The organism is Curvibacter microcysteis (genome assembly GCF_028649455.1).
In the GTDB taxonomy this organism is placed as follows: Bacteria; Pseudomonadota; Gammaproteobacteria; order Burkholderiales; family Burkholderiaceae_C; genus Curvibacter; species Curvibacter microcysteis.
In genome coordinates this window covers 1099095-1114127 of sequence record NZ_JAQSIO010000001.1, presented here as the reverse complement: position 1 = coordinate 1114127, position 15033 = coordinate 1099095, and the positions used below count along the sequence as shown (strand labels likewise).

General features: G+C 68.6%; 13 protein-coding genes. 10 read left to right on the top strand and 3 right to left on the bottom strand.

Going from position 1 to position 15033, the window contains the following annotated elements:
• Window positions 1-22: 22 nt before the first annotated feature.
• Entirely contained in the window at window positions 23-2050 is a 2028-nt protein-coding gene (locus tag PSQ39_RS04985) for a UvrD-helicase domain-containing protein (RefSeq protein ID WP_273925567.1), read from the bottom strand.
• A 112-nt stretch (window positions 2051-2162) separates the two neighbouring features.
• On the opposite strand from PSQ39_RS04985, the gene PSQ39_RS04980 reads away from it, so the two are divergent.
• From PSQ39_RS04980 to PSQ39_RS04955, 6 genes are all read left to right on the top strand, one after another.
• Window positions 2163-3500 (top strand): lytic murein transglycosylase, encoded by a 1338-nt coding sequence (locus tag PSQ39_RS04980; RefSeq protein WP_273925566.1) that lies wholly within the window; start codon window positions 2163-2165, stop codon window positions 3498-3500.
• Between the two features lie 102 nt (window positions 3501-3602).
• Complete coding sequence (locus tag PSQ39_RS04975; RefSeq protein WP_273925565.1) at window positions 3603-4250, top strand: DNA-3-methyladenine glycosylase I; 648 nt, start codon at window positions 3603-3605, stop codon at window positions 4248-4250.
• Complete coding sequence (locus PSQ39_RS04970; protein WP_273925564.1) at window positions 4247-4957, top strand: aspartate/glutamate racemase family protein; 711 nt, start codon at window positions 4247-4249, stop codon at window positions 4955-4957. Before PSQ39_RS04975 ends, PSQ39_RS04970 begins: the two co-directional genes overlap by 4 nt.
• 11 nt (window positions 4958-4968) lie before the next feature.
• On the top strand, window positions 4969-5853 hold the full coding sequence (locus PSQ39_RS04965) for a hypothetical protein (RefSeq protein ID WP_273925563.1): 885 nt from the start codon (window positions 4969-4971) through the stop codon (window positions 5851-5853).
• Window positions 5850-8180: an ATP-dependent DNA helicase gene (locus tag PSQ39_RS04960; protein ID WP_273925562.1), complete on the top strand. Its 2331-nt coding sequence runs from the start codon at window positions 5850-5852 to the stop codon at window positions 8178-8180. Before PSQ39_RS04965 ends, PSQ39_RS04960 begins: the two co-directional genes overlap by 4 nt.
• Window positions 8181-8225: 45 nt before the next feature.
• Window positions 8226-8618, top strand: a complete 393-nt coding sequence (locus PSQ39_RS04955; protein WP_273925561.1) for a hypothetical protein — start codon at window positions 8226-8228, stop codon at window positions 8616-8618.
• A gap of 30 nt (window positions 8619-8648) precedes the next feature.
• Here PSQ39_RS04955 and PSQ39_RS04950 read toward each other — a convergent pair whose 3' ends face one another.
• Window positions 8649-10031, bottom strand: a complete 1383-nt coding sequence (locus PSQ39_RS04950) for an MATE family efflux transporter (RefSeq protein WP_273925560.1) — start codon at window positions 10029-10031, stop codon at window positions 8649-8651.
• A gap of 265 nt (window positions 10032-10296) precedes the next feature.
• On the opposite strand from PSQ39_RS04950, the gene PSQ39_RS04945 reads away from it, so the two are divergent.
• From PSQ39_RS04945 to PSQ39_RS04930, 4 genes are all read left to right on the top strand, one after another.
• Window positions 10297-10653, top strand: coding sequence for a zinc ribbon domain-containing protein YjdM (locus PSQ39_RS04945; RefSeq protein ID WP_273925559.1), 357 nt, complete (start codon window positions 10297-10299; stop codon window positions 10651-10653).
• Window positions 10654-10689: 36 nt separating this feature from the next.
• A complete protein-coding gene (locus tag PSQ39_RS04940) occupies window positions 10690-11784 on the top strand; it encodes a 3-deoxy-7-phosphoheptulonate synthase (RefSeq protein WP_273925558.1) in 1095 nt (364 codons plus the stop codon).
• A 134-nt stretch (window positions 11785-11918) separates the two neighbouring features.
• Complete coding sequence (locus PSQ39_RS04935; RefSeq protein ID WP_273925557.1) at window positions 11919-13397, top strand: sensor domain-containing diguanylate cyclase; 1479 nt, start codon at window positions 11919-11921, stop codon at window positions 13395-13397.
• A 17-nt stretch (window positions 13398-13414) separates the two neighbouring features.
• Window positions 13415-14035, top strand: coding sequence for a 3'-5' exonuclease (locus PSQ39_RS04930; protein ID WP_273925556.1), 621 nt, complete (start codon window positions 13415-13417; stop codon window positions 14033-14035).
• 7 nt (window positions 14036-14042) lie between these two features.
• Here PSQ39_RS04930 and PSQ39_RS04925 read toward each other — a convergent pair whose 3' ends face one another.
• Window positions 14043-15020, bottom strand: coding sequence for a Bug family tripartite tricarboxylate transporter substrate binding protein (locus PSQ39_RS04925; protein WP_273925555.1), 978 nt, complete (start codon window positions 15018-15020; stop codon window positions 14043-14045).
• Between the last annotated feature and the right edge of the window lie 13 nt (window positions 15021-15033).

The window sequence follows — 15033 nt, the reverse complement described above, 5'->3', positions numbered from 1 at the left end:
GCGGCCCCAGCGTGCGGGGCCGTCAAACCGGCCCCGGGCTGACGGGCCGCGCGGCGCTCTCAAGCACCCAGAGCGCGGCGCGCGCGCGCGTCATGGCCACGTAGAGCCGATTGCGCTCCAGGTAGGCCTCCTGGTGCGAGGAGGGGCCCGGAAAACGCCCGCGCTCCACAAAAGGCACCGCCACAAAAGTGAACTCGCGCCCCTTGCAGGCATTGATGCTCAACAGCCGCAGGCTGACCAGCTCACGCGCCTGGTGCAGGGCAATGCTTTGCGTGGCGATCAGGGTCAATCGGCCCAAGAATTCGGCGACCGGGATGTGGCGTGCCAGCCGGGCCAGGCTGTCCAGGCTGTCCTGGCAGGCCCGGCGCTCCTGGGCGGTGATGGGGGCCTCGTCCACCAGGCGGCGCAGCAAAGGGTGGCGGCACAGGGCACCGGCATCGTCCAGCACCTGCGGCGGCAGTGCCAGCAAGTCAGTCCACAGCGCGCTGGGGTGGGCAGCGTTGGGGTCCAGGCTGCCCAGCTCCAGGTAGCGGCGCAGGCGGGCCGGGTCACCATGCAGGCTGAGGGCCAGGGACTGGCTTTCACGCGCGCCGGGCAGGTCGGTCCAGCCGGCTTCATCGAACTGGCCCTGGGCCAGCACATCGGGGTCGGCCGCGTCGGCGCGGGCGCTGCTGCGGCCCAGGTGCAATCGGCCCTCGACCGCCGCCGCCACCATGCCGGGGGTCAGCAGCGGCGTGGACTGGGCCTCGGGGCCCAGCAGCACCCACATCCAGACCAGGGCCAGCGCCAGCTCTTTGCGCAGGTAAAACGGGCTCAGGTCCTGGCAGCTGTAGTGCACGCCTTCATGGCCAAACACCCACTCCAGCAAGATGCTGTCCTGCGGGTTGCGCAGCACCACGTTGAGCGCGCTGTGCTGGCCCTTGGCGCCCTGCACGTCGCGCCAGCCTTGCACGATCTGACGGTGCAGCTCGACCAGCTGCTGAGCGCAGTGCTCGTCGTTGTCGTAGTGCAGGCGCACAAAGGCGTCCGAGCGCTCGGCCGTGTGGCCAAAGGCCAAACCGAACAAGGGGTTGAGCGCGGCGCAGATCTCGGCGCCAAAGCGGCGCGTGGTGTTGATCTGCAGCACCTCGGTGTCCTCGGGCAGGCAGCTCTTGATGCGCGCCAGCGACTCGCCAAACACCGAGAAAGCGCCCTCATGGATGTGCTGGTTGAAGTCGCCCGCGCCGACAAACACGCCATTGTCGCTTTGCACCAATTTGCGCAGCACCAGCAAGGCGGCTTCATCGAGGTCGTGCAGCTCGTCAAACAGCACGGCGGCGTAACGGCTTTGCAGCCACTCAAAGGGCTGGTCCCAGTCCAGCAGGCTGAGCTGGCGGCACAACTCGAAGCTGCAGTCGCCATCGGCATAAAACTGGGGCTCGTGGTTCATGCCCACGCGCATGCGCTCATAGCGGCGGTACAGGCGGTACAGCTCGGGGTCGAGGTCCTGGTCTTCGCAAAACCCGACCAGGCCCAGACCCGAGTCTTCGAACTGCTGATCCAGCAAGCGCTTCTTGGCCAGGGCTTCAAACGCCAGGAATGCGTCGATGTCCACCTCGCGGCCCAGCCAGGCGCTGAACTGGCCATCGGCCCCGGGTTGGCGTTCCTGGCGCAGCGCCTGCTGCGCCTGCAAAATCAAAAAACGCCGGCGCAGCGGGTCTTTGAGGCGGTGCACCGGGTCGCCCTGGTCTTTGAGCACCTGCTCGCTGAGCTGCTCCACCGTCAGCACCTCCAGTTGCTGCGGCGACAGGCCACTTTGCAACTGGCTCATGCGGTCGCGGATGGCCGTCACCCCGGCGCGCGAATAAGCCAGCATCAGCACGCGCGCATCCGGCCCCAGGCCCTTGAGCAGGCTGCAGGCCTTCATGCACAGCGTGGTGGTCTTGCCCGTGCCCGCCAGGGCCTGCACCAGCTTGGCCCGGGCCGGGGACTTGAGCACCTGCCACTGTTCCCCCGTGGGGTGGATGGAGGTGGCCGACCAGGGCAGGGCAGGGGAGAAAGAGGCATTCATGGGGCGCAGGCCAATCGGGGAAGCAAGGCCTCCATTGTCGCCAGCTTGGGGTCTGGCAGGGGCCAATGCGGGAGCGGCCACCTCACCCGTCCGGCGGGGTGAAAATCACGCCATGCACCCCTTTTCTGATATTGCTCGACGGCCCTGGCCGCATCAGCCATGGCGCCTGGCCTGGAGCGCGCTGCTCTGCGCCACGCTCGCCGCCTGCGGCAGTGCCCCCCAGGCACCGCTGGCCCCCACGCCCAGCCCCGTGGCCCCCACTGCGCCCGCCCCCCAAGCAGCACCCAACGCACCGCTCACCAACGACAGCACCGCGAGCATGCAGCAGCAGGCCTTGATGCGCTGGATCGAGGCCTTCAAGCCGCGTGCGCGCGCTGCCGGCATCAGCGAGGCCACGCTGCACACGGCCCTGGATGGCGTGCGCTACCGGCCCCAGGTGGTCGAACTGGACCGCGCGCAGCCCGAGTTCAACCGCACGGTGTGGGACTACCTGGACCGCGCCGTGTCGCCACTGCGCATCCAGCAAGGCCGCGCCAAACTGCGCCAGCTGCAAGCCGAGGCCCAGGCCGCCGAAGCGCGCTACGGTGTGCCCGCCACCACCTTGTTCGCGATCTGGGGGATGGAGAGCAACTACGGCAGCCACTACGGCAACCTGCCCACCATCGATGCCTTGGCCACGCTGGGCCTGGAAGGGCGGCGCGAAGCCTGGGCACGCGAGCAGTTGATCGCCGCGTTGAAGATCCTGCAAAACGGCGACATCGCCCGCGACCGCATGATCGGCTCCTGGGCCGGCGCCATGGGCCAAACGCAGTTCCTGCCCTCGGTCTTCCTGGCCCACGCCGTGGACGCGGATGGCGACGGCCACCGCGACATCTGGGGCAGCATGCCGGACGTGCTGGCCTCGACCGCCAACTTTGTGGCGCACTCGGGCTGGAAGCCGGGCCAGGCCTGGGGCGCCGAAGTGCGCCTGCCCCCGGGCTTCGACCCGGGCCAGCGCGAGGCCGAGTTCCGCCAAAGCAGCGCCCAATGGGTGGCCGAAGGCGTGCAAAGCATGGACAGCCAGGGCCTGCCCGACCTGGGCGAGGACGCGGCCCTGTTCCTGCCCGCCGGCCTGCGCGGCCCGGCCTTCCTGGTGGGGAACAACTTCCGCACCCTCCTGCGCTACAACAACTCCACCCATTACGCGCTCGCCGTGTGCCTGCTGGCCCAGCGCCTGGGCCAAGGCCCGGGCGTGCAAGCGGCCTGGCCGCGCGACCTGATGGCCTTGTCGCGCAGCCAACTGCGCGAGCTGCAGACCCGGCTCAACGCCCTGGGTTTTGCCAGCGGCCAGCCCGACGGCCTGATGGGCCCGGCCACGCGCGAAGGCATCCGCCGCTACCAGCGCAGCCTGGGCCTGCCCGCCGACGGTTACCCCGAGCTGGGCCTGCTGGAGCGCCTGCAAGCCCGCTGAGGCCCGTGCCGGTCGCCCCGCGCGGCCCGTCGACCGGGGCTGTCCCGGGCTGGACAAGCCCCGGCCGGCCGTCGTATAAACTGTATTTATTTACAGTTCATCATGCTTGCCTCTTCCCCCGTCCCCGCCGGCCTTTTCAGCGACGAGCACGGCGCCTGGCGCTGCCTCTGGTGCCGGGCCACACCCGAGTACCAGCGCTACCACGACGAGGAGTGGGGCCGGCCGGTACACGATGACCGCCGCCTGTTCGAAAAGATTTGCCTCGAAGGCTTTCAGGCCGGCCTGAGCTGGCTCACCATCCTCAACAAGCGCGAGGCATTTCGCGCTGCCTTTGCACAGTTCGACATCGACGCCGTGGCGCGTTTTGACGAAGCCGACGTGCAGCGACTGCTGCTCAACGCCGGCATCGTGCGCCACCGAGGCAAGATCGTTTCGACCCTGAACAACGCGCGCTGCGCCCAGGCCTTGCGCGAGGAGTTCGGCTCGCTGGCAGCCTACTTCTGGCGCTTCGAGCCCCCCGCCCACCAGCGCCCGCCCGAGATCACCCACGCCAGCCTGCAAGGCCTGACCACCTCGCCCGAATCGGTGGCCTTGTCCAAAGACCTGCGCCGACGCGGCTGGAGCTTTGTCGGACCCACCACCATGTACGCCTTCATGCAGGCCATGGGCCTGGTCAACGACCACCTGCAAGGCTGCCATGTGCGTGAGCCCGCGCTGAGCCAGCGCAGCAGCCAGCCCAGCGCCGCATGAGCGCGCCGCTGCACATCGGCATCGTCGGCTGCTCGGCCGAAGGCGCGGCCCTGTGCTACCGCACGGTGTGCGAAGAGGGCGCACGCTGGCTGGGCCCGCACGGCCACCCCGAGGTGTCGCTTCACACACCCTCACTGCGGCACTATGTGGACTGCCTGGAGCGCCAGGACCTCGCCGGTGTGGCCGCGCTCATGCTCGACTCCGCCCACAAGCTGGCCGCGGCCGGCGCCGACTTCCTGATCTGCCCCGACAACACCATCCACCAGGCCTTTGAGCAGGTGCGACCTCACTCCCCCAGGCCCTGGCTGCACATCGCCGAGGTGGTGGCCGAGGCTGCCCGCGCCCGCGGCTTTCGCCGCCTGGGCCTGATGGGCACGCGCTGGCTGCTCGACAGCGAGGTCTACCCGCAGGCCTTGGCTGCCCAAGGCCTGGACTGTGTGCGGCCCGCGCCCGAAGTGCGCGCAGCCATGGGCCAACTGATCATGGACGAGCTGGTGCGCGGGGTGCTCAAAGCGGCCACCGTGCAGCGCTTTCAAGCCTGGGTGCAGGACTTTCAGCAGCAGGGCTGCGACGCCGTGGTGCTGGGCTGCACCGAGATTCCGCTGATCCTCAACGACGGCAACTCGGCCCTGCCCACGCTGGACTCCACCCGCTTGCTGGCCCGCGCCGCCCTGTGCCGCGCCCTGGGGCCCGAGCCCGGCGCCTGAGGGGGCCATGCATGGCATTCAAGCTCAGCCGCTTTCACCGCACCCGCTTGATGGGCATCTGGCGCTCGGCCGGCTGGCCCTGCAAGGACGGGCTGGAAATCGACCTGCTGGCCGCTGGCCTGGTGCAGCTGCACACCAGCGCCGAAGGGCATGAAACCCTCAAGCTCACCGACGCTGGCATCCAGGAACTGGCCGAGGCCCGGCAACGCAGCCAGCGCGCCCTGAGCGCCCACGACCGCCTGGCCCAGCGCTTTGCCGAGCAGCTGCTGGGCAGTGGCCGCATCGTGTGGCGCGAGCTGGCGCTGCGCGCGGCCCTCGAAGCGCCCAGCCAGGCGCCGGAGGCCACCAGCGCCGCCACCACCGAGGTCTTGGCCTCCTCGTCAGCGCCTGCTGCCGAGGAGGCGGCGCCCCTGGCCCGGCTGTGGAGCGACCAAGAACTGCCCCTGGCCCCGGCGCCCGCCCCGCACACCTGGCGCATGGCGCGGCCGGACCTGTTTTCGGTGCGCAACACCTCGGTCGCGCGTTACCTGCAGCCCATGGTGCACGAGATCAAGTTCAGCCGCGCCGACCTGCTGTCCGACCTGCGCCACGCCGCCAAGCGCGAGGCCTACGAATGGCTGTGCGAGGCCTGCTACTACGTGTTCCCGGCGGGCGTGGCCAAGGCCAACGAGATCCCTGAGCACCTGGGCATCTGGCTGCTGCACGGCCCGGTGGAAAGCGGCGAATTCGAGCTGCTGCGCCCGGCCCGCCACCAGCCCTGCACGCTGCCGTTTGCGGTGTGGATGGCCTTGTCCAAAGCCAGCCCGGTGCGCAGCGAAGCCGAGCGCAGCCAGGCCCGGCTCGGCGATGGTGGCGAGGACACCAGCGAAGCCAACGCCCCTGAGGGCCTTGAGTGACCGCCGCCGCGCCGGCCCCCGAGGCAGCGCCTGAGCCGGCCGTCTACACCGTGGCAGTGCGCGAGCTGTGTGAATTCACCGCCAAACACGGCGACCTGGACCTGCGCTTCACCCCCTCGCCCAGCGCCCAGGAGGGCGTAGCGGGCCACGGCACCGTGGTGGCACGGCGCGGCGCCGGCTACCAGGCCGAAGTCAGCCTCAGTGGGGATTACCAAGGCCGCCTGCGCGTGCGCGGCCGGGCCGACGGGCTGGACCCCAGCGCACCCCGGCTGGAAGAAATCAAAACCCACAAAGGCCCGCTGGAGCGGCAAAACCCCGCCCAACGCACGCTGCACTGGGCCCAGGCCCTGGTCTACGGCTGGCTGTACTGCCAGCAAGCGGGCTTGAGCGAACTGGAGCTGGCCCTGGTGTACTTCGAGGTCGGCTCGCAACAAGAAACGGTCTTCACGCGCCGCCTCAGCGCGGCCGAACTGCAAGCGCATTTCGACACCCAATGCGCCCGCTTCCTGGCCTGGGCCGAACAACAACTGGCGCACCGCCAAACACGTGATGCGGCTTTGACGGCCCTGCGTTTCCCATTCGCCGACTTCCGCACCGGCCAGCGCCCTTTGGCCGAGGCCGTGTACCGGGGCGCGCAGGCCGGCCTGTGCCTGCTGGCCCAGGCGCCCACGGGCATCGGCAAGACCTTGGGCACGCTGTTCCCCCTGCTCAAAGCGGCCCCGGTCCAGGCCCTGGACAAGGTGTTCTTCCTGGCGGCCAAAACCTCGGGCCGGCAACTGGCCCTGCACGCGCTGGACCAACTCGCCCCCCGGCAAGCCCTGCCGCTGCGCGTGCTGGAGCTGGTGGCCCGCGACAAAGCCTGCGAGTACCCCGACCGCGCCTGCCACGGTGAATCCTGCCCCCTGGCCCAGGGCTTTTACGACCGCCTGCCCGCCGCCCGCCAAGACGCCTTGACCGGCCCCGCACCCCAGGCCCACGGCCCCTGGCGACTGGACCAGGCCCAGGTGCGTACCGTGGCCCTGCGCCACCAGGTCTGCCCCTACTACCTGAGCCAGGAACTGGCGCGCTGGGTCGACCTGGTGGTGGGCGACTACAACTACTACTTCGACGCCAGTGCCCTGCTGTGGGGCCTGAGCCAGGCCAACCATTGGCGCGTCGCCTTGCTGGTGGACGAGGCGCACAACCTGGTCGAGCGCGCGCGCCACATGTACAGCGCCGAGTTGCTGCCCGAGGCCCTGGCCCAGGCGCGCCGGGGCAGCACTGCGCAGCGTTTTGCACCCGTCAAAAAAGCCCTGGCCCAGTTGCGCCGCCAGTGGCTGGCGCTGGACAAGGCCCAGCCCCAGGCCTACGCCGTCTACCCCCAAGTGCCCGACAAGCTGCTCAAGGCGCTGCAGCAATGCAGCCAAACCCTGGGCACGCACCAGGCCGAGCACCCCACCGAGTTCGACCCCGCACTGCGCCAGTTCTACTTCGACGTGCTGCAAGCCTGTCGCCTGGCCGAGTCGCTGGACACCCACTCGCTGTTCGACGCCAGCCAGCCCAGCCCGCCCGAGCCCGGGCGCTCGCGCCTGTGCCTGCGCAACCTGGTGCCCGCGCCCTTTTTGGCGCCCCGCTGGGCCGGCGCGCACAGCAGCACCTTGTTCTCGGCCACGCTGCAGCCACCGCACTACCACGCGCAGCTGCTGGGCCTGCCCGAGGCGCACCGCACGCTGGAGGTCGAGTCGCCCTTCGAAGCGGCCCAACTGCAGGTGCACACCGCGCGCCACCTGTCCACCCGCTACGCCGACCGCGCGGCCTCGCTGGCACCGCTGGTGGCCTTGATGGCGGCCCAGTACCAGGCCCAGCCCGGCAATTACCTGGCGTTTTTCAGCAGCTACGACTACCTGCAGCAGGTGGCCGAGCTGATGGCCCAAACCCACCCCGAGTTGCCCTGCTGGAGCCAGTCGCGCCGCATGCAGGAGGCCGAGCAACAGGCTTTTTTAGCGCGCTTCACCGACGCCAGCCAGGGCATTGGTTTTGCCGTGCTGGGCGGGGCCTTTGCCGAGGGCATCGACCTGCCTGGGCGGCGCTTGATTGGGGCTTTTGTCGCCACCTTGGGCCTGCCCCAGGTCAACCCCGTCAACGAGCAAATACGCCAACGCCTGCAGGTCTTGTTTGGCGCCGGCTACGACTACACCTACCTCTACCCCGGCTTGCAAAAAGTCGTGCAGGCAGCGGGGCGCGTGATCCGCGGCCCGGGCGACCAAGGCGTGGTGCACCTGATGGACGACCGCTTTGCCCGCCCCGAAGTACGCCAGTGGCTGCCGCGCTGGTGGGCACTGGATTGACGACTGACAACGCAAGCTCGGGCCCCTGCGGCACACTGGCACCCCATGGAACTCCTGTTGGAATTGCTGCTTGAGCTGTTCGGTGAGGTCGCCTGGCAGGTGCTGGCCGAGCTCCTGGCCGAATGGGGCCTGCACCTGAACCGCGAGCGCCACGCGCGGCGCGCCCTGCACCCGCTGCTCAGCCTGCTGGGCTACGCGGTGCTGGGCCTGGCCGCCGGGGCACTGAGCCTGTGGTTGCTGCCCCAGGCCCTGCTGCCCAGCCCCGGCTGGCGCGTGGCCAACCTGCTGCTGTCGCCACTGCTGAGCGGTGCGGTGCTGACCCTGATCGCCCACTGGCGCCGACCCGGTGACCCCGAGGTCTTGTTGCGCACCCGCTTCATGCAAGGCCTGCTGTTCGCCCTGGCCATGGCCGCCGTGCGTTTTGCCGCCACGGCTTGAACCCGGGGGCTAGGCTGAGTTGGCGCGGCCTCAGACCAGCCGTCGGATCGGGCGGCGCCGCCAGACCAGGCGGTAGTAGGTGCCTTGCAGCACCAGCATGGCGATGAAGGCCACCGGGTAGGCCAGCCACACGCCCTCGATGCCGATCTGCCGGCTGGCCAGCACGGCCACCGGCACCTCCACACCCAGGATGCAGAAGATTGAAATCAAGGTCGGCACCAGCACCGAGCCACTGGCACGCATCACGCCCGACAGCACACTGGCCATGCCAAACACCACGCTGCTCCACAGCATGATGTGCAGCAGGCTCTGGGCCAACTCCAGCACCGGCGCGCTGGTGATGAAAAAGCCAATCACCGGGCGCGAGAACAGGTAGGCCACCGCCACCAGAGAGCCCGTCAGCACCAGGTTCATCAGCAGGCCGGTGCGCGCGATGGCGCCCAGGCGCTCGCTGCGGCCCGCACCAATTGCCTGAGCCCCCAGGATGGAGGCGGTGATGGCGATCGAGATGGCCGGGAACTGCACATAGGCCACGATCTGGTTCACCGCGCCATAAGCCGCCGTGGCGTCCGAACCAAAACCGTTGACCAGGGACAGCAGGGCCAGCTCCGCCAGCGAGATGACGATCATCTGCAAGCCCGTGGGCACGCCAATGCGCAGCACCGTGGCCAGCAGCTGGGGCTGGATGCGCAGGTGGCGCAGCAGCTCGGCGTCCGGTGCCAGCGGGTGCAGGCGGCGGCGCAAATGCCAGCCCAGCCACAGCAGCGCGCAGGCGGTGGACAGCACCGAGGCCAGCGCCCCGCTGGCCACGCCCATCTTGGGCAGGCCCAGCCAGCCCAGGATGAAGGCCGGCGTGAACACCAGGCCCAGCACGGTGGACAGCAGCAGCGCGCGCAGCGGCGTCACGGTGTCGCTGACGCCGCGCAACATGGCGGTGGACAGCAAAAACAAAAACATCAGCGGCATGTTCAGCAGCACGATGCGCGCGTAACTCGTGGCCTCGTCCAGGATGTTGGCCGGCGTGCCCAGGGCCTGCATCAGCGCCCCCGTGAAGCTGCCGCCCAGCAGCGCCACCACCAAGCCCAGCGACAAGGCCACACACAGCGCTGTGCCGGCAATCGCCTTGACCCGGCTGGGCTCACGCGCGCCCCAGGCCTGACCAATCAGCACCGAGGAGCCCGCCCCCAGGCCGATGATGAAGGACACGCAGAAAAACGCCACCGGAAAGAAACCCGACACCGCCGCCATGGCCTGCACGCCCAGGATCTGGCCGATGTAGATGTTGTTGATGGTGCCCGACAGGGCCTGCAAGATGTTGCTGATCAACATCGGCCCCAGAAAGCCCAAGAAAACCCGCCACAAGGGCCGCGTGTCAGGCGGCGCAGCGCTGGCGGCGGCGGCCGTCGTGCTCATGCGCGCCCCCTGCATGGGGCCATGGGGAAGTCTGGCGCGGAATCCGCTGTGTGCATGGGAGCTGTCCTTGGCGAGGGCCAAAATCAAAAACTCTAACAGGGCCGGGCCGCGCGTCGGCCCGCTGCGCACAGAGTCCCTTGGCACCAGCACCGGCTGACCCAGCGCGCGACCCACGGCTCCTGAGGCGGGCCCAGGCACTGTCCCAAGTCAAGCCCGCCTGGGGCGGGGCTCTTACACTGTCGGGCTGATTTTTGGAACACGCCCCATGAGCCTCACGCCCCCCGCCTGCCCGCAATGCGGTCTCGACAACACCTACGCCGATGGCGAGCAATTCATTTGCCCGGACTGCGCCCATGAGTGGCCCGCCCAGGCCGAGGCCAGCGAAGACGATGCGCCCGCCGGCGACGGCATCATTCGCGACGCCAATGGCCAGCCCCTGGCCGACGGCGACGCCGTGCTGCTGATCAAGGACTTGAAGGTCAAGGGCTCGTCCACCGTGCTCAAGAAGGGCACCAAGGTCAAAAGCATCCGACTGGTGCACGACAACGGCGACCACGATGTGGACTGCAAGACCGACCTGGGCAACTTCATGCTCAAGTCCGTGTTCCTGAAAAAAGCCTGAGTCCCGCGACCCGCCCCCACGACAAGAGCCCGCCCCATGAGCCCCACCGCCCAAAGCACCCACGACACCACCCGCATTGACGACACCCGCATCCGTGCAGTGCGCCCGCTGATCACGCCCGCCCTGCTGCAGGAATGGCTGCCCGCGCCCGAGGCCGCGCAAGCCCTGGTGGAGAACAGCCGCGCCGCCATCTCCCGCGTGCTGCACGGCACGGACGACCGGCTGGTGGTGGTGGTGGGGCCGTGTTCCATCCACGACCACGCCCAGGCCATGGACTACGCGCGCCAACTGAAGGCCCAAGCCGACGCGCTGAGCGAAGACCTGCTGGTGGTGATGCGCGTGTACTTTGAAAAGCCGCGCACCACGGTCGGCTGGAAGGGCTACATCAACGACCCGCACCTGGACGGCAGCTTTGCCATCAACGAAGGCCTGGAGCTGGCGCGCAAGCTGCTGCTCGACGTGCTGGCCCTGGGCCTGCCCGTGGGCACCGAGTTCCTGGACTTGCTGAGCCCGCAGTTCATCAGCGACCTGGTGAGCTGGGGCGCCATCGGCGCGCGCACCACCGAAAGCCAAAGCCACCGCCAACTGGTCAGTGGCCTGAGCTGCCCGGTGGGGCTGAAGAACGGCACCGACGGCGGCGTCAAGGTCGCGGCCGATGCCATCCAGGCCGCGCAAGCGCCCCATGCCTTCATGGGCATGACCAAGATGGGCCAGGCCGCCATCTTCGAGACCCGCGGCAACGACGACTGCCACGTCATCCTGCGCGGTGGCAAGCAGCCCAACTACAGCGCCGCCGACGTCAACGCAGCCTGCGCCCTGCTCAAGGCCGCCGGCCTGCGCGAGCAGCTGATGGTGGACGTGTCGCACGCCAACAGCAGCAAACAGCACCGCAAGCAAATCGAGGTCGCGGCCGATGTGGCGCAGCAAATCGCGGCAGGCGACACGCGCATCACCGGCCTCATGATCGAAAGCCACCTGCAAGAAGGCCGCCAGGACATCGTGCCGGGCCAGGCGCTGCAGCCCGGTGTCTCGGTCACCGATGCCTGCATCAGCTTCGAGCAAACCGTGCCCGTGCTGCAAGGCCTGGCCGCCGCCGTGCGTCAGCGCCGCCAGGCGCGCGCCACGGCTTGAGCATCCCCCCGTGGCGCCCGCGCAAATGCACTGAAGCCACCGGGGTCTGCCTCGCCTGGCTTCACGGGACTCCACTAAACTGAAGCCCTCAGTCACCCTGCGCCTGGCCTTGACGGCCGGCGCCCGCGAGCGCCATGACGACGACCCTGCCCACCGACTTCGAACACATTTTTGAACTGGCTCCGGTCTCCTTGTGGCTGGAGGACTTCAGCGCGCTCAAGCGCTTCTTCGAGCGCTTGCGCGCCGAAGGTGTGACCGACCTCAAGACCCACCTCATCCACCGGCCAGCGCTGGTGGCCGAGGGCACGGCCTGCATCCGCGTGCTGCGGGTCAACGCCCAGACCCTGAAGCTGTTCGCGGCGCGCGACCCCGCCCACCTGTTGGACAACCTGGGCCAGGTGTTCCGCGACGACATGTTGGAGCAGGTGGTCGAGGAATGGACCCAGCTCTGGGAAGGCCAGCTCGAGTTCAGCAACCAAACCGTCAACTACACCCTCGATGGGCGGCGCCTGGACGTGCTGGTGCGCGCGCGCATCCTCCAAGGGCACGAAGGCGACTGGGGCCGCGTGATGGTCTCGCTGGAAGACGTGACCGACAGCCAAAGCAACCTGAGCCGCCTGGCCCACAGCGAGCGGTACGCGCGCGACCTGTTCGAGCACTCGCCGGTGTCGCTGTGGGTGGAGGACTTCAGCGCCGTCAAGCGCCTGCTCGACGAGGCGCGCGAGCAGGGCATCCGCGACTTCCCCACCTTCATCCGTGTGCACCCCGAGTTTGTGACCCGCTGCATGCAGGAGATCCGCGTCATCGATGTGAACCGGCTCACGCTGGACATGTTTGGCGCCCGCGACAAGCAGCACCTGCTCAACAGCCTGGACCAGCTGTTCCGCGACGAAATGGTGGAGTCTTTTTCCGACCAACTGATCGACCTCTGGCAGGGCAAGCTGGAGCAGCAACGCGAGGTCAGCAACTACTCGCTCAGCGGCGACAAGTTGCACATCCACATGCAGTTCTCGGTGCTGCAAGGGCACGAGGCCGATTGGGATCTGGTGCTGGTCTCCCTGGTCGACATCACGGCGCGCAAAAAGGCCGAGGCCTACCTGGAGTACCTGGGCAAGCACGATGTGCTGACCCGCTTGCGCAACCGCGCCTACTACGCCGATGAGCTCAACCGCCTGGCCCGGCGCGGGCCCTGGCCGGTGAGCGTGCTGGTGATCGACCTCAATGGCCTGAAAAGCGTCAACGACGAAGAAGGCCATGCCGCCGGCGACGCGCTGCTGCGCCGCGCCGGTGAGGTGTTGGCCAAGGCCGTGGACAGTCCAGCCTGCGCAGCGCGCATCGGTGGGGATGAATTTGCCGTGCTGCTGCCCGCCACCGACGCTCGCGCAGCCATGGCCATGCGCGAGCGCATCCTGTCGCTGCTGGAGCTGAACAACCAGTTCTACACCGGCCGGCCACTCACCCTGTCCATGGGCATCGCGACCTGCCAGCAAGGCGAGTCGCTGGACGTTGCGGTGTCGCGCGCCGACCAGGCCATGTACGCTGAAAAAGCCCGCTACTACCAGCAACAAGATGCTGACCGCCGCCTGAACAGCGACGGATCCCCTGCCCCCTGACACCCCAGACTGCCGCCATGACCCGCCTCGCCGTGATCGACTTTGAAACCACGGGCATTTCGCCCGAACAGGGCGCGCGCGCCACGGAAGTGGCCATCGTGCTGCTGGAGCAGGGCCGGGTGGTGGACCGCTTTCAAAGCCTGATGAACGCCGGGGTGCGCATCCCGTCCTTCATCACCCAGCTGACCGGCATCAGCAACGCCATGGTGGCCGAGGCCCCGCCCGCCGAGCAGGTGATGCGCGAGGCCAGTCGCTTTGTCGGCACGCTGCCCATGGTGGCGCACAACGCCGCCTTTGACCGCAAGTTCTGGGTCGCGGAATTGGCCCGCGCCGGACTGGACGCGCCTCAGACCTATGCCTGCACCGTGCTGCTGTCGCGGCGCCTGTTTCCGCACGCACCCAGCCACAAGCTGGGCTCCTTGATCGACCATTTGGGCCTGCCTCGCGCCGGCCGCGCCCACCGGGCGCTGGCCGACGCCGAGATGGCCGCCAGCCTGCTGGCGCGCATGCAGGACGAGCTGCGCCGCCAGTGGCAGCTGGACGCCAGCCCCGCCTTGCTGATGGCCTTGCAGCGCTGCAGCAAGGCCGCCGTGCCGGGCTGGCTCAAGCAACAGGCGCGGCCCGCCGCGCTGGCTTGAGGCCCACTCACGCCTTGTTGATGTTGAGCTTGGGCACCAGGTCTTTGTAGAACACGCGGTCCTTGTCGATGGCGGCCTGGAAGGTGGCTGCATCGGCGTAGGCCCAGCCCAGGTTGGCCTTGGTCAGGGCCTCGCGGAACACCGCGTCGTCGGCAGCCTTGCGCGCCACATCGGTCCACAGCTCCAGGATGTCCGGCGGCAGGTTCTTGGGCGCCGCCAGGCCGCGCCACACCTGCACGGACAGGTCGATGCCGCGTTCCTTGAGCGTGGGCACCTTGTCGAACAAACCGGGTACGCGCTGGTCGGCCATCACCGCCAGGGTGCGCAGCTTGCCGGCCGCCACATGCTGGGCCACCTCGCCAGGACTGACGGTGATGGCGTCCACATGCCCACCCAGCAAAGCCACGGCCGCTGGCGCCGCCCCCAGAAAAGGCACATGGTTGAAGGGCGCGCCCGTCTTCTCGGCAAAGGCGGCCGCGGCCATGTGCCAGATCGAACCCACCCCTGCATTGCCGATGGAGATCGGGTCTTTGCGTTTGCGCGCATCGGCCAGGAATTCATCCACGCTTTGCCAGGGCGCATCGGCGCGCACGGTGATGGCCGAGGGGTCGGCGTTCAGGCGGGCAATGGGGCGCAAATCGGAGGCGGTGTACTTGGTGATGCCCAGGTTGGGGATGATGGTCAGCTCACAAATGATGATGCCGAGCTTGTAGCCATCGGGCTTGGCATTGATCACCTCGGCTGTGCCGATGGCGCCGCTGGCACCGGGCTTGTTGTTGACCACCACGGGCTGCTGGGGAAGGTACTTCTTGACGGCTTCCGCGAAGGCGCGGCCCACCAAATCAGTGCCTCCACCGGCCGCCACGGGCACGATCAGCTCGATCGGGCGTGTGGGGTAATCGGTGGCGGCACGGGCCAGGCCGAAAGGGGCAGCAAAAGCCAGGGCAGTGCTGCTGGCGATGAAATGACGGCGTTGCATGGACATGCTTGTCTCCAGT

Coding starts and splice junctions, on each gene's coding strand:
- PSQ39_RS04985 (WP_273925567.1), bottom strand. CDS start 2,050: ATGAATGCCTCTTTCTCCCCTGCCCTGCCCTGGTCGGCCACCTCCATC.
- PSQ39_RS04955 (WP_273925561.1), top strand. CDS start 8,226: ATGGAACTCCTGTTGGAATTGCTGCTTGAGCTGTTCGGTGAGGTCGCC.
- PSQ39_RS04980 (WP_273925566.1), top strand. CDS start 2,163: ATGCACCCCTTTTCTGATATTGCTCGACGGCCCTGGCCGCATCAGCCA.
- PSQ39_RS04950 (WP_273925560.1), bottom strand. CDS start 10,031: ATGAGCACGACGGCCGCCGCCGCCAGCGCTGCGCCGCCTGACACGCGG.
- PSQ39_RS04970 (WP_273925564.1), top strand. CDS start 4,247: ATGAGCGCGCCGCTGCACATCGGCATCGTCGGCTGCTCGGCCGAAGGC.
- PSQ39_RS04935 (WP_273925557.1), top strand. CDS start 11,919: ATGACGACGACCCTGCCCACCGACTTCGAACACATTTTTGAACTGGCT.
- PSQ39_RS04925 (WP_273925555.1), bottom strand. CDS start 15,020: ATGTCCATGCAACGCCGTCATTTCATCGCCAGCAGCACTGCCCTGGCT.
- PSQ39_RS04975 (WP_273925565.1), top strand. CDS start 3,603: ATGCTTGCCTCTTCCCCCGTCCCCGCCGGCCTTTTCAGCGACGAGCAC.
- PSQ39_RS04930 (WP_273925556.1), top strand. CDS start 13,415: ATGACCCGCCTCGCCGTGATCGACTTTGAAACCACGGGCATTTCGCCC.
- PSQ39_RS04940 (WP_273925558.1), top strand. CDS start 10,690: ATGAGCCCCACCGCCCAAAGCACCCACGACACCACCCGCATTGACGAC.
- PSQ39_RS04945 (WP_273925559.1), top strand. CDS start 10,297: ATGAGCCTCACGCCCCCCGCCTGCCCGCAATGCGGTCTCGACAACACC.
- PSQ39_RS04965 (WP_273925563.1), top strand. CDS start 4,969: ATGGCATTCAAGCTCAGCCGCTTTCACCGCACCCGCTTGATGGGCATC.